Genomic DNA, 16,273 nt, shown 5'->3' with positions numbered 1-16,273 from the left:
CCTAATGAAGGCGGCTCGCGCCACGGCAGCTGGAGCCTTAACGCTATTCGTGCTCGGGCTTCCGCTGCTGATCTTCGCCTGAAGTATCAATTGTGGGCTCGGCGCCGACCATCATCGCTGGTGTTGGATTCAGCTTTTCACGCAATGCCGCATTCTCCGCCTCTAGTGCGGTGATCCTCGCATGCTGTGCATCATGGGAGAGCCCGGCATTTTTGACCTGCTTCTGTAACAGCTCGATCTGATCTTCCATGAGGGGAATGAGGCAGCTCATATCGATATCCTTACGGTGCTGATTGAGCCCAAGGCGAGCTGCTCGGCAGTGATGGCATTTCCAAGGATTTTCGCCGTAACGACCGCGTTGGCCGAAATCCTTGTCGCGGTGGTCGCGTTTGCGCAGATGCTTTTGGCGGTTATCGCACCATCAACGATGAGTTCCGGCACGGCGGCAGCCTGCGCAACCTCAGGCACAATGGCCGCCAGTGGAGCACCGCACACTAGCGAGATAAACGAACGCCGGTTCATTCGCCTGCCTCCCAATTGACCGTGGCAGCTGCCGTGATCGCCTCGGCGGTCTCTGCCTCAGCCACGGCCTTTTTCGCAGCCATCCGCTTTCCTTCGATACCGGCGGAAATTGCCTGCCATGCCTCGAAAGTCGCGACGATCTGCTCTGCCTTCTCTGTCAGGCTGACCCCATCGATCGCCGCCTCGGCAACAATGTGTGGAATGGAGGCGTTCGGGATGCTTGCATTCGCCACCTTGGCCTTCGCCTCGGCCAGCTTCTGCTGATAGGCCATCACCTGGCCGGACCCGTTGGTGATGAACCGCAGACGATAGACCTCGGCCTCCCGGTCGATCTTGGCCACCGCATCGGAGCGCAGAACCGAGATGTCGACGGCCGGCGCTTCCGGGTCCCAGCCCGCGATATAGGCGACGAGATGCTGTGGCGTTTCCGGCCACTCGCTTGGTGCCTGCGCGACAAAAGCATCTTCAGCCTTGCTCAGCTGCGCACTCATGGCGGCGCGATCGGCGTCCGGCAGGGCTGCGGTCAGCTTGCCGGCCGTTGCGGCCCAGAAGTCCTGGGCATTGCCGATATGCTGGCGATAGAACCACCAGGCGAAGGCGCCCATCCAGCGTTCCACCTTGTTCTCCGTGCGTGCCTTGAAAAAGGCTTCCAGTGCCGTGTCATGTATGCTGTCGATCCGGTACATACCGAACTCCTTTGATTAGCGTTTTAGAACTTGAACCATCATGGTCATAAGGTCGGCACTGGACATCGTGCCGGCTGCCATTCTGAAAGTGTAAGTGGTGGACGACGTGCCGGAGCCTGGCGTGTGAACAGCGATGATTGTCCCGCTACCCTTCTTGCCTTGCGCCACATCTTCAGCGATGGCGTTTATCTGCCCGGTCGTGCGCATCGAAAATGTGATTGTTTTATCGCCATCGGTTGGATGTGCTGTAGCGCCGCCGGTCCCGAAGAGAAGAACGGTTGGTGACCCTGTCCCGTGGGCAACCGTGATACTCAGGTCTCTGTTCCCTCCAGACCACGCCCCAGCTGCGAGCGTGTCGCTGAAGGCTGCTGAAACGGCACCAGGCGCAATCTTATCCACCGTAACTCCGCCAAGGATCAGCTTATCGGTGGTGATGGACCCGGCCTGAAGTTTATCAGTGGTGATCGACCCCGCCTGAAGATGTCCGGCATTGATCGAGTTAGCCGCTATGGCAGCGGCAGTGACCGAGTTGGCGGAAAGGTGGTTGGCGATAATGCCACCATCAACGATCAATTCGCCAGCGTTTCGTTCGAAACAACCAAATGAACCAAAGTAAACAGGACCGGCTGTGGTGTTCCTCTGAACGTGACAATTAATGCGCGCCCGACGAGCGGTGTTTGGCGCCGTTAGCGTCACGTTGGAAGTATCTCCAGTACCTGCCGGTCCTGTGCGGTTTTGATAGTCCACGTAACTAATCTGATCGTCACTAGCATCATACCAGACCACTCTGATTAGGCATTCGTATGCATGATTGGAGTACGAAGAGCCAATGAGACGATACTGCTTTCCGCCCTTAACGGAGAACGGCAGACTGCTGGTCTTTGCTGTATATCCGCCGGAACCAAACGGACCATTGTATATCAATGTGCCAAGTGAGTCTGGAAACACGTTCAGGCCAGAAGCCGACCAGCCGTTCGCGTTAGACCAGGACACGCCTGAGTAATCCTGTATCTGGTTGTCGGGGACCAGATTGTTGAAATCGGTTATAACAAGCTGCTTTGCGGTGATTGCGTTGGCTGCGATGTGAGTGGCGCCAATTGTGTCAGCTGCAATCTTCGCGCCCGTGATCGTGGCCGCTGCGATCTCAGTAGCCGTCACAGAGCCCGCTTGAATCTTGCCTGCGGTAATCGCACCCGCTGCGATCTGAGCGGACGTAATTGAAAGGGCGACCAGCTTGTTAGCGTGGATGCTTCCTGTAACAACGTTGCCATCGCTTATGAGAGTTGTGACACCCGACGACCACATTGACGGCTCGGTTTGGTTCGGCTGTGCTTCGCCAAAATAAGGATGAGCAATCCAAGTGTAGCTGTCACTACCAAAGGCTGCGCTGTTGCCATAAACGCGGAAAAATAGTGAGGCGCTCACTGCTCCAGCTGGCGCAAGGGGGAACACGAACCCTCTTGTATAGTTGCCAAGATCTCTTTGCGGGTTGCCATTTTGGTGGGTGGCAACATCCACATAGTCATGGCCGATTATTACTCCGGCGGCTGTCAACCATTCAATATAAAATCGAGCATAGTTACTTCTATGCCCATAGGCATAGAAAGACGCCTCGTATCGTTTGCCCGGCGTTACTGCTAGAAGCAGCTTGTTTGTATCGTCAGGGTTTCTAACCTGGATATCGGCATACCGATCGTTGACCGGTGGGTTTTGCTGACATATTTGCAAAGAACCTGTCGGAATAGCGTACGAGTCATTTCTTATTAACAGAGGTGCCCATGTGCCCCCATTTGTATAGATTTGCACCCAATTGGTCGTTCCTGCACTGAAATCAGCGTTGGGAATCAGGTTGTTTGACGTGCCAATGGCAAGCTTGTCCGCAACCACCGAGCCGGCAGCCAGCTTGCCTGTGGTTATCGCACCAGCCGCAATCTCTGTTGCAGATACTGCGCCAGCGGCAATCTTACCAGCAACGACCGAGTTCGCGCCCAACTTGTCAGCGGTGATTGCACCAGCCATGAGCATGTTGGTAATGATGGAACCGTCGACAATTAGCTCTGCAGCGTTGCGCTCAAAGCAACCGATTGCACCAAAATACACAGGTCCGAGAGTGTTATCTCGTTGAACAAAAGTGTTTATAACCGCCGTAACGGCGTCGGTGGGAGCGGTCACGTTTGTACTGACAACCGCGCCGGTGAACGCAGCAGCAATACGAACGTGATAGTCAAAATATGATATCTCTGCGCCAGCCGCATTCACCCACGAAATTCTGGTTTGCGCTTGATAAGCGTGATTTGAATAAATGCCGCTACTGCAACGATATTCGCGTCCACCTTTTACGGGGAACGGTCGGCTGCTGTTGCGGACAGTGAATCCACCAGAGCCCCAAGGACCACCGTCAAACACCCAAGAATTCTTGGAACCATTAAACACGGTTTCAAGGTGCTGATGCCAGCCATTTGCCATTGACCATGACACGCCGGAACTGTCGAGCATTTGGTTGTCAGGGACCAAGTTGCTCCAGTCTGTCAGCACCATGTGCTTGGCGGTGATTGCGCTTGCAGCAATGACGCTCGCTACAACCGAGTTTGCCTGGAGCTTTGGTGTTGAAATTGCATCGTCCGCAATCTTGGTGTTTGTGACCGCGTTGTTGGCCAGCTTTGCAGCATCGACAGCGGCGGCAGCAAGCTTTGGATTTGTGATCGCAAGGTCGGCAATCTGGTTGCCGATGATCTGTCCGGTAATGTCTGAAGAGGCTACATCCACGACATAGGCAGTGCCATTCCAGCGATACAGCTTGCCGTTGACCGTGATGACGTCTGTCGTCTTGGTGGTCGGAACCGTGGTCCCGGGAATGATGCCAACAGGCTGGATGCCGGACGCGAACTTCGTAGCATCGATCGTCGCCGCTGCCATCTTGGCGCCGGTGACAGCGGCATCCGCGATCCTGCTGCCAATGACGGCCCCAAGGCCGATGCTCTCCGTAACTACCGCTCCGACCTGAATCTTCGAGGTGCTGACAGCAGCTTCGGCAAGTTTGAGGTTGGTGACAGCCTCATCCATGATCTTCGACGCAGTAACCGCTGCATCTGCGATCTTTCCCGCGACGATCGCGCCGTCGAGAATGTCGTCGGCGATCAACTGGATGTTCGGCGTGGTGACGTCTTTCCAGGCAGACGGTTCCGTGGGGCGGTTGCTAAACGGGATGAGCAGGCCGCTCACCTGGTATTGAGTTGCGGGCAACGTCCACTGGCCGCTGATGACCCATTCGAAAGGATCGACGTAAGGCGTCGCATCACTCTTGAACACCTCGGCACCGCTGGACTTCAAGCGAACGGTAACGCGTATGTTGCGCACATCGTCGAGATCGGCAGGGCATTTCACCTTGATACCGGGGCGGCGGTCTCGGCCGCTGGCATCCTTCACCGTGAAAGGCTCAACCATGAAGTCGTCCGGCATTGGCTGCGGTGCAAGTTCGATCGGGCCAAGCGGCCCGACACTGGTCGGCAGCTCGAAACTTGGCGACCAGTCATAATCGGACGGGTCAAGCTCGGTGAAGGCGACCCCTTGGTTGACGTTGTCCAGGTCATCCATTTCACCCATCAGGAAACGCTTGGTGGCATATCCATTCCTGACAGACGTCAACGTTACCGCATCGAGAGGCTCAATCAGCCATGCCTCCGGCGGCAGCACGCCAGTCTGCTTTCGGAAATTCCGCCCCTCACGAAGTAGAGTGCGGGTAAGGCGCTGCACCTGCTTGCCGTACGGCACCAAGGGATAAGCGATATCGAGCAAGAGGCGGTGGCCCGCGTCGGCCGCCTCATAGGTCGCATTGTAGCGCGGCGGCGCATCCTTGATCGTCCAGGCTTCGGAAGGCTCTGGATAGGTCGCATTCACACCGTTGACCGTGTCCTCTAGACCAGGGAACGGGTCGAGGGTTTGCGGCTCAGTGATGACCATGTCGTCGTCAGTAAACGCATAGACAGACGGTCCCGGCGCGCCGCAGATAGTCTTATAGATGCCACCGAGTTCGGCGGTGCGGCCGTTGCAGGACTTGTCGAGTTCCTTGCAGGCTTCGATGGGCTGATAATCCACGGTGATTTCGCCGCCGCAACGGAACTGCTTTTCCGTGCCGCCGCCAGCAAGCGCAACCTGACGGTCACATTCGTTCATCGCCGCCATCCAGTTGGATGCCGGCAGCTGGAAGGCGCGCATACCCTGACCGCCATAGACCCACTGGCCGTCGTAGTAGATGCCGCGCTTGATGTTGTAATCGATGACTTTCGGGTTGTCCGAAAACTGGTAGGTGGACTGCACGCCCCAGCGCTGCGATCCGATGCCGCCGGCCGTCGCATCCTTGCGCAGGTCATAGACCTTGATGCCCTGCAGCACGAATGTGCAGGACGGGCCAGAGGTCAGGATTTCCCGGTTCATCCGCGCCGTAACGACAGCATAAGCAATGCCGCGACCGATCATGTCGGCTTGCCACGGGCGATCACCGCCGGGAAAACAATCAAGCAGAAACTGGCTTGGCGCCGTCTGAGTGCCGTCAAAAAACAGCACCCACAAAAAGTCTTTGCCCTCGACGCGGTACTCCAGAACCGGATAGCCCTGCGCCACCGGCTCCGCTGACCAGTCAATCGTGCACTCTTTGCCGCTGATCCAGACCTTGTTTGACATGGCCGTGATGGGCAGATCCGACAGCGAAATAACCTGCGTCAGATAGGCGTTCGGCGTTTTGTTGGCCTTCCCCCAGGTGCCGACATATTCGAGCGATCCGGCCGTCGCGTAGGTGCCGACGATGAACGACAGCGGGTTATCGCCACCTGTCCGCAGCGACCCCTGCACGCCTGCCTGTTGCGGCTGGTTCTTTTTGGCCCTCGCGCGCTCCAGCAAAGACATGCCGACTTTGAGGCCGACACCGATAAGCAACTGGCCAACGGCGCCGATGCTGCTGATGGCACCGATCAGGCCGGTAATCAGCGAAACCGGATCGGCATGCGCAGCCGTTGTCGTCGCCAGCATGAACCATGCGGCGAGAAGAACCGTGATGAGTTTCATGGATATCAGACCCGGAAGGCTTTCGAGGCGGTTAGGAGATCGACGGTGGCCATGCCCTGCACATCCGGCCGGAGCACAAAGATGCGGGAGCCCTGGACAACACCGAGAGCAATGGCGCCGCCGCCCAGATCGATGGACGCGATGTCACCAATCTGCGCATGCGAGGGGTGAACCTCTTCAAACAAGGAGGCGGCAAACTCCCCATGATCAGCAAAGCCAAGTTTTTTGAGCTGGCGAAGGCCACCCATAAGCGTCTTGTATTTGCCGCGCAGCTCGAGGGACGGATCAACACCGGTTATCGCCTCGACAGCGCCGGCAGCGAACAGCGCACAGTCATGACTGCCATAGGCGAAAGGCGTCTGCCGGACAGCATCGATGTAGTCGGAGAGACGGGAGTGCCAGTCGGGAAGCCGCATCACGAACCCTTCTTGAAAACTTCTTTGGTGGCAGTCTTCACCACGGCATCGATCTTTCCGCGCTTCTCGCCCCACCAGAAATCCCACTGGTCGGCCACGCTAGAATAGCGACGGAACCGGTCACCGCTCCGCAGCTTCTGGCTTTCATCGGATCGCTTCGCAGTGTTGGTCCGCGTCAGCATGCGCGAGTGCGACACAACATCAACGGTCACACTGCCTTCGCCCTTTACGATGGGGGTCATGATAGGCGCCTTATTGATCCATCCGATGAAACGAATGACCGGAGGCGCGATGATGAGATGCGAGTCGAGATCGAGAAACCCGCGATGGATTTCGATGGGCGCCAGGCGTGTATCGTAACCCCGAAATAGTTGCTGGACGGCGGGGCTGATTTGGCTAAGCGTCAGCTTGATCGTGCGGATAGTGATCTCCGGCGAACGTTGTATCGGATCGATTTTGAGGAGAGAGCCCCACGCCGTATACGTCCGGGTAACCTCTTCCCCGGTCGTGCCACTGATGACCGTGACATCGACAGTATCGAGGCCATTCCAGAAGCCAGCGGACTCAACCGCGCCGGTTTCCCGGTTCTTCGCCGAAATCCAGACGAAGTTGCGCGGGATAACGCCCTTGCGCGCCTGCACATAGGCAGACGTGGTTGCATCGACTGCACGCACCATGATTTATCCTAAAGGGTTTGCTGTACTTGGAAGGACATGCCTTCGGTTCGTCTGGTCCCCGCCTGGCCGGTACCGGGCTCGAACGAACCCGGAATAAGTTTAACTTTGGCCGATGGGTTGATGAACTGAATAGCCAAACCAGTAGTGGCCCCTGGCCTGAAATGAGGCCTCACTTCGAAGGCTGGCGTCACGCCAGAGCCATTTGCCGTCACCGTCTCGACGATGCGATGAAGTGCCCGGCGAACCGGAGACGATCCATAGTCAAAGTGGAACATACCGCCGGCCGACAGGATGTAGCCTGCGAGTAAGCCGGACACTGTCAATGACTTGTTGTTGGCTCCAAGCGTCGCGATCACGGGTGTAGCCGACCCCATTAAAGTTCCGTCGGGATCCGCACGCGGATATCTCGCGCGAGGATCGTAAAGGTAAAAGCTGTTCATCGATCCATCCAGAGCCTCGATCCGCGACTGAATTTCAAGCGCATCGGCGTGGTAGAGTGGCGCAATTCGAACCTCTGCTTTCCACACCTTCGGGCCAAGGTCTGCGGAAAGAAACTCACCTGAACCGAGACCAGAGTATTCTTGTTGGCCTTCAAGCCACCACCGAACCGATTCAATGGGGAGCCGGTCCGCAAGAGCGGCGTTTGATAGTGGGAAAGAAAGGCTCATCCTTAAGCCCCCACTGCATATGGGTCTTCGTTGATCTGATTTACTCGGCCTGGCAGAACGTTCCTGCTGAACTGGTCAAAACCCTCCCGCAGTTGGGTTTGGGTGGCCTGCTGCATGCGCGACATAAGTTCTTTGTCGCCGTTCCCAGACACGGTCACATTCGAGTTGAAAGTGAAATGAGAATTGCCTTGGCCGCCGGACCCAGCATTGTTCCGATTGCTGGCCCGCAGCTTGTGGTTCGGGATGACCTCCTCCCCACCCTTGAAGCGAACGAGTTCAGGGCCTTTCTCACCCACCCAAGCAACACCGGGGCGAGCTGCAGGCGTACCCGCAGCGTACATGCCTATGCCGCCTGCCTTGGCGATCCCCATCTGGCCGCCGCCAAACAGACCGAGAATGCCGCTGAGCAGCCCCCCTCCCGAGCCAGAACCGGCCTTGTTGACCTCGAAGAGAGCATCAACCACATCGTTCAGCAGCTTGTCGGCAATCCGGTCGAGAACGCCAAGGGCAGCGTCACCGAACGATTCCCAGACAGACTTTCCGCTCTCAATGCTTGAGAAGAAGTCATCGAAGAAGCCCTTCGTGAGGTCCTTCGAGAACTCGATAGCCAAGCCCATTTTCTTGGTCTCAGCCTCTGTCTGAGCCATGACCTGGGCAAGCGCCGACAGTTCCCCTTTCTGTGCTGCGGTAAGAGTGATCCCCCGCTGCTGGGCTTGATTGAGGAACTCCGTTTCATAGCGGAGCGCCGCCGCGGCCTCTTCCGACAGGCCCAGAGCGTTTCTTTCCGCCTCAAGCGCAGCGATGCGACGTTCCGCACCGTCGACGATTTCGGAATATTTTTCCGTGTCGGACTTTCCGCCGGCCTTCTTCTTGGCCTTCGCGTCAACGTCTGTAAGACCCTTCGCCAGTTCCTTCAGCTTTTCCGAAGCAGCGGAGGCCCCCTTCGCAATCGCATCGGTCACGCCGCCAACATAGTCAGTGCCTTGAGCCGCCTTCATCTCCTCGAACAACTGGCCAGCAGCCTTTCCTGCCGCCCCTGGATAAGGGTTGGTAGGCTTGTCGATGGAGACTGCCGAAACGAAATCGACGTTGAGTGGTACGCCGATCTTGAGTGCGGCCATTTTGGCCTCGTTGATGAGGTTGTTTATCCCACCGATCGCGCTGTTGATCATGCTCTCGATCGCGCCGATCACAGCAGCAACCGTCGAATACACAACGTCACCTAGCACCGATGGCAGCATGCCCCAGATCGCTTTGATGCCGTTAAAACCACCCACGAAGGCCGCGATAATGAAGTTCACGCCTGCTTTGGCGTCGGCAACGATATCCCGGCCAAATATCTCAGCTAGTTCATCGCGAAAGATGTTTGCAGCAGCCACAGCCGCGACGATGCCGAGAACGATGGCGCCGGCAGGATTTGCCGCCAGCATTGCAGCGCCTGCCGTGACGGAAGCGACGGCCAGGCGAGCGAGCAATGCAATAACCGAGATGATGCCTCCGATAATGGCCGGGGCATAGAGCAGCGCCAGCGCAGCAGCAGCGGCGACAGCGTACGGTGCAATCTCGTCAAGTATGTCGGCGAGTGTATTCAATGCCGACTGTGCAAGTTTTGCCCAATTCACGGCCTGAATAAGCACGGCTACGAGCGTAGTGAAGCCTACAGCAATCAGAGTTATAGGCGAAAGCATCGCGAGAAGTGAAGCGCCAAGCTCCTTGGCAAAGCTGCCGTTGGACATCATCGCCACTTGAGCGATCTGCAGGCCTTGCTGCATACCGATCAGCCCGGCCTGCATGCCGCCGGCCGCAGTGGTGACGATGTCAAAACCCTGTGCAGCAAGATTTGCGGTGTTATGAGTTCTAGCAAGGCCAGCAGTGTTCTGGTTGGCTGCGCGGTTGGCCATCTCGATTTGCTTGGACGCAGAGGCCGCCGCTGCTCCTTCATTCGCATAAGCTTTTGCCGCAGCCGATGCCGCTCCCACGGCTCCGCGATTAGCGCCTGCAAGGCCATCGGTCGCAGCTTCGGCCCGAGCGGCCGCTCCGGAAAGCTTGTCCAGGCCGTCGGTGTTTTCCTTGACACCCTTGTTGGTCACCTGAATTCCAAGCTGGGCGACGTCTGACATAGCTTTACCTTTACGAAGCGCGCGCGGTATCGTCCGATTTTTCAATCGGAGGATGATTCATGCGTTGGTTGGCGGTTTTGGCATCACTGACTGCGGGCACTGCTGCAGCCAGCGACTGTGGCGCCCGAAATGATAAGCTCATTACGGTGATGGACTGGTCTGCTAAAGAGGGTGATTACAGCAGCGTGCAGGTGTCGATCGACTATCAGAACAATGGCGACAAGCAGATCCAGATGCTGAAGGCGACAGCTGTTTTCTCTGATCCATTCGGAGAAAACATCGCCAATCTCGCATTAGACCCTGATGTCGTTGTTCCGCCGAAGACAATTCACAAGGAACGCGGCAGTTGGAGTGCCGCACGGCTTCCAAAGGTCCGCAAGCAAGATGTAACCGCCATCATTTGTGTCTCGGCTGTTCTTTATGAAGACGGCTCCAAAGAGGAATTCAAATGAGGTACGTGGCAGCTTTGACAGTCTATCTGGCGCTCGCGCTGCCTGCGCATACTCAACAAATCCAGGTTCCCCCTGATAAACAGAAGGCCTTTCAAAAGGTGGTCATGCGCTTGGCGTTCGCGGATGGCTGCAACAAAAGGCTCGATCGGCCTGAAATCTTCAAAGACGCGACTGCTGCATTCCTGAGATTTGCGCAGAGCATTGAATTGCCAGATGCCGAAGGACGTACCGCGACCATCGCTAAGACGTTGGCCGATCGCCCTCAGGAAAAGGAAACCAGCAGCTTTTCGCTGTTTAACGAGAAGCTCTGCGGTGATTTAGCTGCCTCGCTAAAATCGGAGCTTTCCCAGTAACGTCCGCCCGAAAAGCAGCTTCCATGATCATTCTCAATTAGGAAGAGGCGGCCCGAAAGCCGCCTTTGCCATCGCTCCTGTTAGACGCCCTCAAAGAATAAAATATCCCTTTGAAAGCGCCACCGCATCATCGAGTTGGATGGCAAAATCCGCTTTTTTGTCGCCATTCACGTCGCCGTAGATGTAGGTGTCGGACTTGGCCTTCTCAAAACGGAGTTCCCCGCCTTTGCCAGTGAATGCCTTCGAGCCAAGGTAGACAAATGACTGATCTCCCTGCACCTTGGAGTTAGCATCAATCAACGAGAGGTCGATCTTATCTTTTTGGGCAAGGTTGAAATCGGTGATCATGTCCATCTGCTTGATTTTAGAATCGAGGATGGATTGGAATATGAAACGGTCGGCGCCGATCCCGCCAGTCAAGGTATCTTGTCCGACACCACCTATCAACTGATCCGCCCCCTCCCCGGCCAACAACTTGTCGTTTCCAGCAAGCCCACTAATTACGTCGGCCCCGGACCCACCGCGAAGTGTGTCCCCGCGAACAGAGCCTGTGATCTGATCAACGACATCGAGAATCTTGATAAAGAATGGCTGACTTGTGCTTTGACCGCTTGGATCCCTCACCTCAATCTGAATGATAATCTCTTTGAAGAATCCCATTTTTTCAAAGTCGAATGCCTTGGTCGTAACCAACTTATCACCGGCGATAGCAAATCCGGATCCCGTGCCATTGAGATGGTAGGTCAGGGCCTTTCCCTCAGGGTCGATTGCTGAGAGGGTCCCTACGATCGTCCCAACCGACATGTTTTCTGAAATGTTCTCGTTGGAAAGGGCAAGAAAACCTGGCGGCAAGTCAAGTTCTGGAAAAGTAGGGAAGTCAGGCTGTGATGGCTTATCTACTTCGATGATGCCGTCCGCAAACTGCAATATCTCCACGTCGCCCGTGATAAGTATGCCATCGGCAAAACTCGCCCTTAAATCTCTAAGCACTGCGCTGGATCCAAGGTAGCTGTCAAAAGACGTCACAATCGAGTAGTCGGATTTCCGACCACTAAGGATGAGCGTATCCCTGCCGGTTCCACCGTCAATCTTATCAGCTCCGCCGGACGCCAAGATGATGTCATCCCCACCTTCAGCGAAAATGCTGTCGTCTCCCCCGGTTCCGGCGAACGTCTCTGCAAAATCAGTTCCGAAATAAATTGCCATTCTAAACACCCCACATCAATGATCGTATATTGTGGGTTGTTGTGACTGAGTCAATTGCTACTCAGTCTCTCTTTCCCGGATAGCCTCGCTCTCCTTATCTATCTCAGCGCAATAGCGAGAACTCATCACCTTCAGTATGCGAACCTCCTCGCGCCGGACGATATTGCCGGTAATCCCGACCCAAGCCGTCAGTTCCTGATTGGAGACCGGCGCCGGGCCGGAGAACCCGGGGGCTGCGCTTTCGCGCAACTCCCAGAACCATTCCCAGAGGAAATAGCCGTTCTCCGGAACCTCAACGTCGGGACTATCGATCTCGAAGCTTTCGTTTCGCTCTCGCCGGGTCTCACCGTCCTTGTCTTTCACACAGTCGTATCGCGCGCTGAGCGCTACGACTTCGCAGAGCCTTTCCCCAAGCTCTTCGTAAAATTTGCGCGGTCTTCCGAGGCTGCGGCCACCTGGTCGTAGATCCAGCCGGCTTCTTCAACAACCTCACGCGCCATCTCGAAGGTCAGTTCCGGCTTGGAACCCTTCCAATCGTGATCACCCCAATCCCAGGAGGCGATCGAGGCTGCGGCCTTGTCGAGGTATTCGTCCTCGACCTTGGCAGTGGTCAGCTTCTTCTTCCGGCTGGCGAGGAATTTGTCGCTGTGCTGTCGGACAACCTTCTTCACCTCGTTGCTCTCGTTCGAGCGGATCATGAAGGTGATACCGACTAGTTCGTCGGTATCGGGGCCGGTGAGCTTGAGAGTGAAGAGGTCCTCGGAATTGACGAGCTTCGAAATGTCCATGTGCTGTTCCTTACGCCGCTACCGGATTCACGCGAACCGGAAGCTGATTGAGACCAATGGTGAAGCGTTCGAGCTCGAAATCATCCGAGCCGCCGCCGGGATAGAGGGGGCCGGACACAACGCCGCGGCTATAGAAAATGGTGTTGGTGAAGCCAGCGCCGCCGTCGTTGCGTTCAATCTTGATGGCCATGTTGTCCTGGTTGAGCGGGTCGCCGAAGGTCCGCAGGATCACCTGCCCCGCATCGGCCGCGACGGAAGCCACTTCAATCTGCGGGTCACCGGCGTTGGCCGTGCCCTTCTGCTTCTGGGTTACTGCCTCGTCGAGGGTGTTGTACGAATTCATCGTGCTGTCGGCGCCGAAGTCACCGACGTTCCCCACCTTGCCAACCTGAACCCAGGTCAACGCGGCATATGTGCTGCTGATGAGATCGCTGTTCTGGGCCGTGGCGCAGACATAGACCTTCGTGCCCTTCTTCGTTGCTTTGTTCGCCATGTTCAGCTCTCCTGTTCAAAGGCGTGATAGGGGATCGTGACCGGCACCTTCATGCGGTCGACGTCTTGGATTGGGCTCGATGCCCAGGGTTCGCTGCTGATCGTGATCCTCACGCCAGATGCGAATAGAGTTTGGTTCTTGAAGCGGTTGATGATCTGGCCAGCGACATCGAGCGCATCTGGGATGCCGCTGCCGATCGGCCACATGACCGACACCTGCAGGATGCCGACCTTCTGCTGCGGGTCATCGCCGAGCGTGATCTGACGTGTCCTGTTGGGCAGGAAGAGGAGTTCGAGAAACTTACCCGGCTTTGGCTGCCCTGCCGCTGGAAACCCTACGTTTGGCCCCGCGATTGGTAGGACGTCGGGCATGGTACGCAGGTGGGTTCCCAGCGCAGTGAAGATCATTGCGTCCGTGCTCGTCGCCATGTACCGATTACCTATGAAAGAGAAGCCGCCCCTATCGGACCGCGAGGTTCACGAACGCCTCCACGAGGCCTGGCTTTTGCTGGCCAAGGAAGACGGCGCGTCAGAGTTTGGAAACAACACGCTGAAGGCGGCCCGGCTCTCGCTCTTCACCTTCCAGATGACGCTGATGATGAAGATGGAAGCGCCTACAGCCCAAATGCCTTCCGAACCTTCTCAGCATTCCGATTGACGTGCACCGGCCAGTTCTGCGCTGCCAGGCGGACAAAACCCGCGGCGGGCCGACCGTTGGCACCGTATTCCTGATGACCCGCGTAGGCGGCCGTGTAGCCGAAATACAGGTCGTCCTCTAAAGACGCCCCCGCGATGACTGCCTCGATGATGCCGAAGTCGAACTTATACGTCCGCCCCTCGACCGGATTGGCTCCAGAATTGATGCTCGGCATCGTCGCCGTGGACGCCAACAGTGATTGTTGCAGAAATCCCGTCTCGAATGGCATCCGGCCACCCTCAATATCGAGGGTTTGCATTTCCTTGACTACATCGGCAGCGCTCTGGTTCCGCACAGCCTCGATGGCTTCCGGCACCTTCTCTGCGAAGTTGGCCACGGCGGCGGCAAATGACAGAGTGGCCATTAGGCAGCGCGTGCCCGATAACGGCGCAGGCCAGCGGCGATATAGTCGATGTCGTACTCAACCCGGCACTTGCAGCCGATCCGGTGCCTTGCCGGCGCCTTTGGATCATGCGGATACATCAGCATCGTCCCGTCAGGTGCCACGAAAGGCATGTCGAGCGGCACGGCATTCTGTGTGGCCATCTGGACATGCTGCATACGCGGATGTTCGGAGCCGGAATGCTTCCACTTCTTTGTCACCTCCTGAGCGGTGATCTTGCCCGCTTCCACCTGTTGGCGGATGGCATTGTCGCGAACCGAGAACAGAGCGGTGCGAGTTTCTTCAAGCCCGATCGTCTCGCCTCGGAGCAAAAGGTTCTTGTCGGAAAGGCGCATGATGATCTTGCGCGTCATTTCTGCGTCGACAGGCTTACCGTCGCGGATCGCTTTCGCCACGGTTCGGTCGAACCGCTTATCTCTGGTCTTAAGGTCAAGGTACTTGCTCATGGCCACCGGATCGCCGGATAAGAGGTTTTCCTTTGCTCTGGCGATGAATTCCACCTGTCGGCTCGTAAGGCCGATATAGCCGCCTTCCCGTCTACCGGTGATCCGGTTCACGCGCCCGACAACGTCCAAGGCTGTTTTCGTTGGGTTCTGGCCCTTGGACAGCCCCGCCTCGAAGCCCATGCGAAGGGCTTCCCGCTGATCATCAGTAATGTTGGTGACCAGTGTGGATGACTGCTCCCGGATAAGTCGCTCGCCCTCCAGGTTTCGCACCCCGAACTGAAACAGCACCCGCGTTCCGTCCGGCGATATCAACAACGGCAGGCTCTGAACCATGTTGATGCCGCCGGCGTTGAACGCTTCCCGTAGGGACAGTTCCAACGCGGCAAAAGCCTCGGGTTCAAACTGGACCGCTGCCACGGCGCCCGTGATATCGCCGCGCTCCAATCGCTCCACGATCGTCTTGAGGACGATGGAGGATTTGATCGCCTCGATGGCTTCGCGAAATGCCGCGGCAACCTTCGGCTCATACTGGGAAAGAAGCTCGTCGAAGGTCATGCAATTTTTCCTCGGAAATCCTGTCATTTGCGATTCATTCATCTCCGTCGCTTAATTGCAGGCGTAGCAACGTGGGATTGAGATGATGGAAAAGACAATTGCGGATCTACTCCGCTCCCTGAAGACGACAGCCGGCGCGCGCTTCAATGCATCAAAGAGGCTCAGTCACGTTGATAAGCGCCTCACGGCACTCACTGCATTTACTTCTGCCTTCATCATCGCACTTACCGTATTTCCGAAATTTGTTGTTTTGACGAAAACTGGACAAAGCTGGTTGGAGTTAACGACTATTGCGCTTTCGATCCTGCTTCTCGCATCGTCAGTCTTACAGTATGCCAGCAACCACGCAGTGAAAGCAGAACTCTTCCACCGCAGCGCGCTAGAAATGCAAGAGCTCAAGCGGGAACTCCAGTTTCGATCTGCGGGGTTGGACGAACCGCAGTTCATGGACATCTCTCGTAGATACAACGAGGTGTTGCAGAAGTATGCTTTGAACCACGATGACGTTGATTTCTGGCGGCAACAGCTCGACTACCGTCAAGACTTCCAGATGTCCCGATGGAGTATCGTGTGCAAAACCGTCAAGGTATGGTGCGCATACGTCTATCCATCGATCATCCTCTTCATCATTGCGGCGGGTTTAATCTTGGTCACCGCAGCGGCGCTGATATGGCCTGAAACCGAGGCAGTGCAAGCTGCAGTCAACGGCCTTGCATCGCCGGTGGACTGAC

The 16,273-nt window shown here is 56.6% G+C and carries 19 protein-coding genes; 4 read left to right on the top strand and 15 right to left on the bottom strand.

Features of this window, described 5'->3' with window-relative positions:
- Positions 1 to 43 precede the first annotated feature (43 nt).
- From ASC96_RS22605 to ASC96_RS22570, 8 genes are read right to left on the bottom strand one after another with little or no spacing between them, the layout of a single operon-like run.
- Positions 44 to 271 (bottom strand): hypothetical protein, encoded by a 228-nt coding sequence (locus ASC96_RS22605; protein ID WP_060505337.1) that lies wholly within the window; start codon positions 269 to 271, stop codon positions 44 to 46.
- Positions 268 to 522, bottom strand: coding sequence for a hypothetical protein (locus ASC96_RS22600; protein WP_060505336.1), 255 nt, complete (start codon positions 520 to 522; stop codon positions 268 to 270). Before ASC96_RS22600 ends, ASC96_RS22605 begins: the two co-directional genes overlap by 4 nt.
- Entirely contained in the window at positions 519 to 1,208 is a 690-nt protein-coding gene (locus ASC96_RS22595) for a hypothetical protein (protein ID WP_060505335.1), read from the bottom strand. Before ASC96_RS22595 ends, ASC96_RS22600 begins: the two co-directional genes overlap by 4 nt.
- Before the next feature lie 15 nt (positions 1,209 to 1,223).
- A complete protein-coding gene (locus tag ASC96_RS22590) occupies positions 1,224 to 6,269 on the bottom strand; it encodes a phage tail protein (protein ID WP_060505334.1) in 5,046 nt (1,681 codons plus the stop codon).
- Positions 6,270 to 6,274: 5 nt separating this feature from the next.
- Positions 6,275 to 6,685, bottom strand: coding sequence for a hypothetical protein (locus ASC96_RS22585; RefSeq protein ID WP_060505333.1), 411 nt, complete (start codon positions 6,683 to 6,685; stop codon positions 6,275 to 6,277).
- Positions 6,685 to 7,362 carry a hypothetical protein gene (locus ASC96_RS22580; protein ID WP_060505332.1) on the bottom strand — a complete coding sequence of 226 codons (678 nt, stop codon included), beginning with the start codon at positions 7,360 to 7,362 and terminating at the stop codon, positions 6,685 to 6,687. Before ASC96_RS22580 ends, ASC96_RS22585 begins: the two co-directional genes overlap by 1 nt.
- 8 nt (positions 7,363 to 7,370) lie before the next feature.
- Positions 7,371 to 8,030: a hypothetical protein gene (locus ASC96_RS22575; protein WP_060505331.1), complete on the bottom strand. Its 660-nt coding sequence runs from the start codon at positions 8,028 to 8,030 to the stop codon at positions 7,371 to 7,373.
- 2 nt (positions 8,031 to 8,032) lie between these two features.
- On the bottom strand, positions 8,033 to 9,823 hold the full coding sequence (locus ASC96_RS22570) for a phage tail tape-measure protein (protein ID WP_156397706.1): 1,791 nt from the start codon (positions 9,821 to 9,823) through the stop codon (positions 8,033 to 8,035).
- Positions 9,824 to 10,209: 386 nt separating this feature from the next.
- Between ASC96_RS22570 and ASC96_RS22565 the strand changes: the two genes are divergently transcribed.
- The gene (locus tag ASC96_RS22565) at positions 10,210 to 10,602 is read left to right on the top strand and encodes a hypothetical protein (protein ID WP_060505329.1); all 393 of its coding nucleotides are present in this window, start codon (positions 10,210 to 10,212) and stop codon (positions 10,600 to 10,602) included.
- Positions 10,599 to 10,955, top strand: coding sequence for a hypothetical protein (locus tag ASC96_RS22560; RefSeq protein ID WP_060505328.1), 357 nt, complete (start codon positions 10,599 to 10,601; stop codon positions 10,953 to 10,955). The genes ASC96_RS22565 and ASC96_RS22560 overlap by 4 nt, the downstream gene beginning before the upstream one ends.
- Positions 10,956 to 11,045: 90 nt before the next feature.
- On the opposite strand, the gene ASC96_RS34310 is transcribed toward ASC96_RS22560, so the two are convergent.
- From ASC96_RS34310 to ASC96_RS22535, 5 genes are read right to left on the bottom strand one after another with little or no spacing between them, the layout of a single operon-like run.
- Positions 11,046 to 12,161: a M10 family metallopeptidase C-terminal domain-containing protein gene (locus ASC96_RS34310; protein WP_060505327.1), complete on the bottom strand. Its 1,116-nt coding sequence runs from the start codon at positions 12,159 to 12,161 to the stop codon at positions 11,046 to 11,048.
- Between the two features lie 57 nt (positions 12,162 to 12,218).
- Positions 12,219 to 12,524, bottom strand: a complete 306-nt coding sequence (locus tag ASC96_RS22550; RefSeq protein WP_060505326.1) for a hypothetical protein — start codon at positions 12,522 to 12,524, stop codon at positions 12,219 to 12,221.
- 23 nt (positions 12,525 to 12,547) lie between these two features.
- Complete coding sequence (locus tag ASC96_RS22545; RefSeq protein WP_060505325.1) at positions 12,548 to 12,949, bottom strand: hypothetical protein; 402 nt, start codon at positions 12,947 to 12,949, stop codon at positions 12,548 to 12,550.
- 10 nt (positions 12,950 to 12,959) lie between these two features.
- Positions 12,960 to 13,442, bottom strand: coding sequence for a hypothetical protein (locus ASC96_RS22540; protein WP_060505324.1), 483 nt, complete (start codon positions 13,440 to 13,442; stop codon positions 12,960 to 12,962).
- Positions 13,443 to 13,444: 2 nt separating this feature from the next.
- On the bottom strand, positions 13,445 to 13,849 hold the full coding sequence (locus ASC96_RS22535; protein ID WP_244482269.1) for a phage tail terminator-like protein: 405 nt from the start codon (positions 13,847 to 13,849) through the stop codon (positions 13,445 to 13,447).
- Here ASC96_RS22535 and ASC96_RS22530 point away from each other — a divergent pair.
- On the top strand, positions 13,839 to 14,099 hold the full coding sequence (locus ASC96_RS22530; RefSeq protein ID WP_210171874.1) for a hypothetical protein: 261 nt from the start codon (positions 13,839 to 13,841) through the stop codon (positions 14,097 to 14,099). The genes ASC96_RS22535 and ASC96_RS22530 overlap by 11 nt on opposite strands.
- Here the strand turns inward: ASC96_RS22530 and ASC96_RS22525 are convergent.
- Both ASC96_RS22525 and ASC96_RS22520 read right to left on the bottom strand, forming a co-directional pair.
- Positions 14,056 to 14,502 carry a hypothetical protein gene (locus ASC96_RS22525; protein WP_060505321.1) on the bottom strand — a complete coding sequence of 149 codons (447 nt, stop codon included), beginning with the start codon at positions 14,500 to 14,502 and terminating at the stop codon, positions 14,056 to 14,058. The genes ASC96_RS22530 and ASC96_RS22525 overlap by 44 nt on opposite strands.
- Entirely contained in the window at positions 14,502 to 15,542 is a 1,041-nt protein-coding gene (locus tag ASC96_RS22520; RefSeq protein ID WP_060505320.1) for a hypothetical protein, read from the bottom strand. The genes ASC96_RS22525 and ASC96_RS22520 overlap by 1 nt, the downstream gene beginning before the upstream one ends.
- An 85-nt stretch (positions 15,543 to 15,627) precedes the next feature.
- Here ASC96_RS22520 and ASC96_RS22515 point away from each other — a divergent pair, with 85 nt between their 5' ends.
- The gene (locus ASC96_RS22515; RefSeq protein WP_060505319.1) at positions 15,628 to 16,272 is read left to right on the top strand and encodes an SLATT domain-containing protein; all 645 of its coding nucleotides are present in this window, start codon (positions 15,628 to 15,630) and stop codon (positions 16,270 to 16,272) included.
- The last annotated feature ends 1 nt before the right edge of the window (position 16,273 follow it).

It is taken from the genome of Rhizobium sp. Root1204 (genome assembly GCF_001424965.1).
Taxonomy (GTDB): Bacteria; Pseudomonadota; Alphaproteobacteria; order Rhizobiales; family Rhizobiaceae; genus Pararhizobium.
Note: the sequence above shows the minus strand (reverse complement) of the source record. Positions and strands in the feature narration are given on the sequence as shown.

Excerpts from the sequence above, each read along its gene's own strand:
- ASC96_RS22600 (WP_060505336.1), bottom strand. The coding sequence starts at position 522 with ATGAACCGGCGTTCGTTTATCTCGCTAGTGTGCGGTGCTCCACTGGCG.
- ASC96_RS22540 (WP_060505324.1), bottom strand. The coding sequence starts at position 13,442 with ATGGCGAACAAAGCAACGAAGAAGGGCACGAAGGTCTATGTCTGCGCC.
- ASC96_RS22605 (WP_060505337.1), bottom strand. The coding sequence starts at position 271 with ATGAGCTGCCTCATTCCCCTCATGGAAGATCAGATCGAGCTGTTACAG.
- ASC96_RS22585 (WP_060505333.1), bottom strand. The coding sequence starts at position 6,685 with ATGCGGCTTCCCGACTGGCACTCCCGTCTCTCCGACTACATCGATGCT.
- ASC96_RS22570 (WP_156397706.1), bottom strand. The coding sequence starts at position 9,823 with ATGCAGGCCGGGCTGATCGGTATGCAGCAAGGCCTGCAGATCGCTCAA.
- ASC96_RS34310 (WP_060505327.1), bottom strand. The coding sequence starts at position 12,161 with ATGGCAATTTATTTCGGAACTGATTTTGCAGAGACGTTCGCCGGAACC.
- ASC96_RS22520 (WP_060505320.1), bottom strand. The coding sequence starts at position 15,542 with ATGACCTTCGACGAGCTTCTTTCCCAGTATGAGCCGAAGGTTGCCGCG.
- ASC96_RS22525 (WP_060505321.1), bottom strand. The coding sequence starts at position 14,502 with ATGGCCACTCTGTCATTTGCCGCCGCCGTGGCCAACTTCGCAGAGAAG.
- ASC96_RS22575 (WP_060505331.1), bottom strand. The coding sequence starts at position 8,030 with ATGAGCCTTTCTTTCCCACTATCAAACGCCGCTCTTGCGGACCGGCTC.
- ASC96_RS22565 (WP_060505329.1), top strand. The coding sequence starts at position 10,210 with ATGCGTTGGTTGGCGGTTTTGGCATCACTGACTGCGGGCACTGCTGCA.
- ASC96_RS22560 (WP_060505328.1), top strand. The coding sequence starts at position 10,599 with ATGAGGTACGTGGCAGCTTTGACAGTCTATCTGGCGCTCGCGCTGCCT.
- ASC96_RS22595 (WP_060505335.1), bottom strand. The coding sequence starts at position 1,208 with ATGTACCGGATCGACAGCATACATGACACGGCACTGGAAGCCTTTTTC.
- ASC96_RS22545 (WP_060505325.1), bottom strand. The coding sequence starts at position 12,949 with ATGGACATTTCGAAGCTCGTCAATTCCGAGGACCTCTTCACTCTCAAG.
- ASC96_RS22580 (WP_060505332.1), bottom strand. The coding sequence starts at position 7,362 with ATGGTGCGTGCAGTCGATGCAACCACGTCTGCCTATGTGCAGGCGCGC.
- ASC96_RS22515 (WP_060505319.1), top strand. The coding sequence starts at position 15,628 with ATGGAAAAGACAATTGCGGATCTACTCCGCTCCCTGAAGACGACAGCC.
- ASC96_RS22590 (WP_060505334.1), bottom strand. The coding sequence starts at position 6,269 with ATGAAACTCATCACGGTTCTTCTCGCCGCATGGTTCATGCTGGCGACG.
- ASC96_RS22535 (WP_244482269.1), bottom strand. The coding sequence starts at position 13,849 with ATGATCTTCACTGCGCTGGGAACCCACCTGCGTACCATGCCCGACGTC.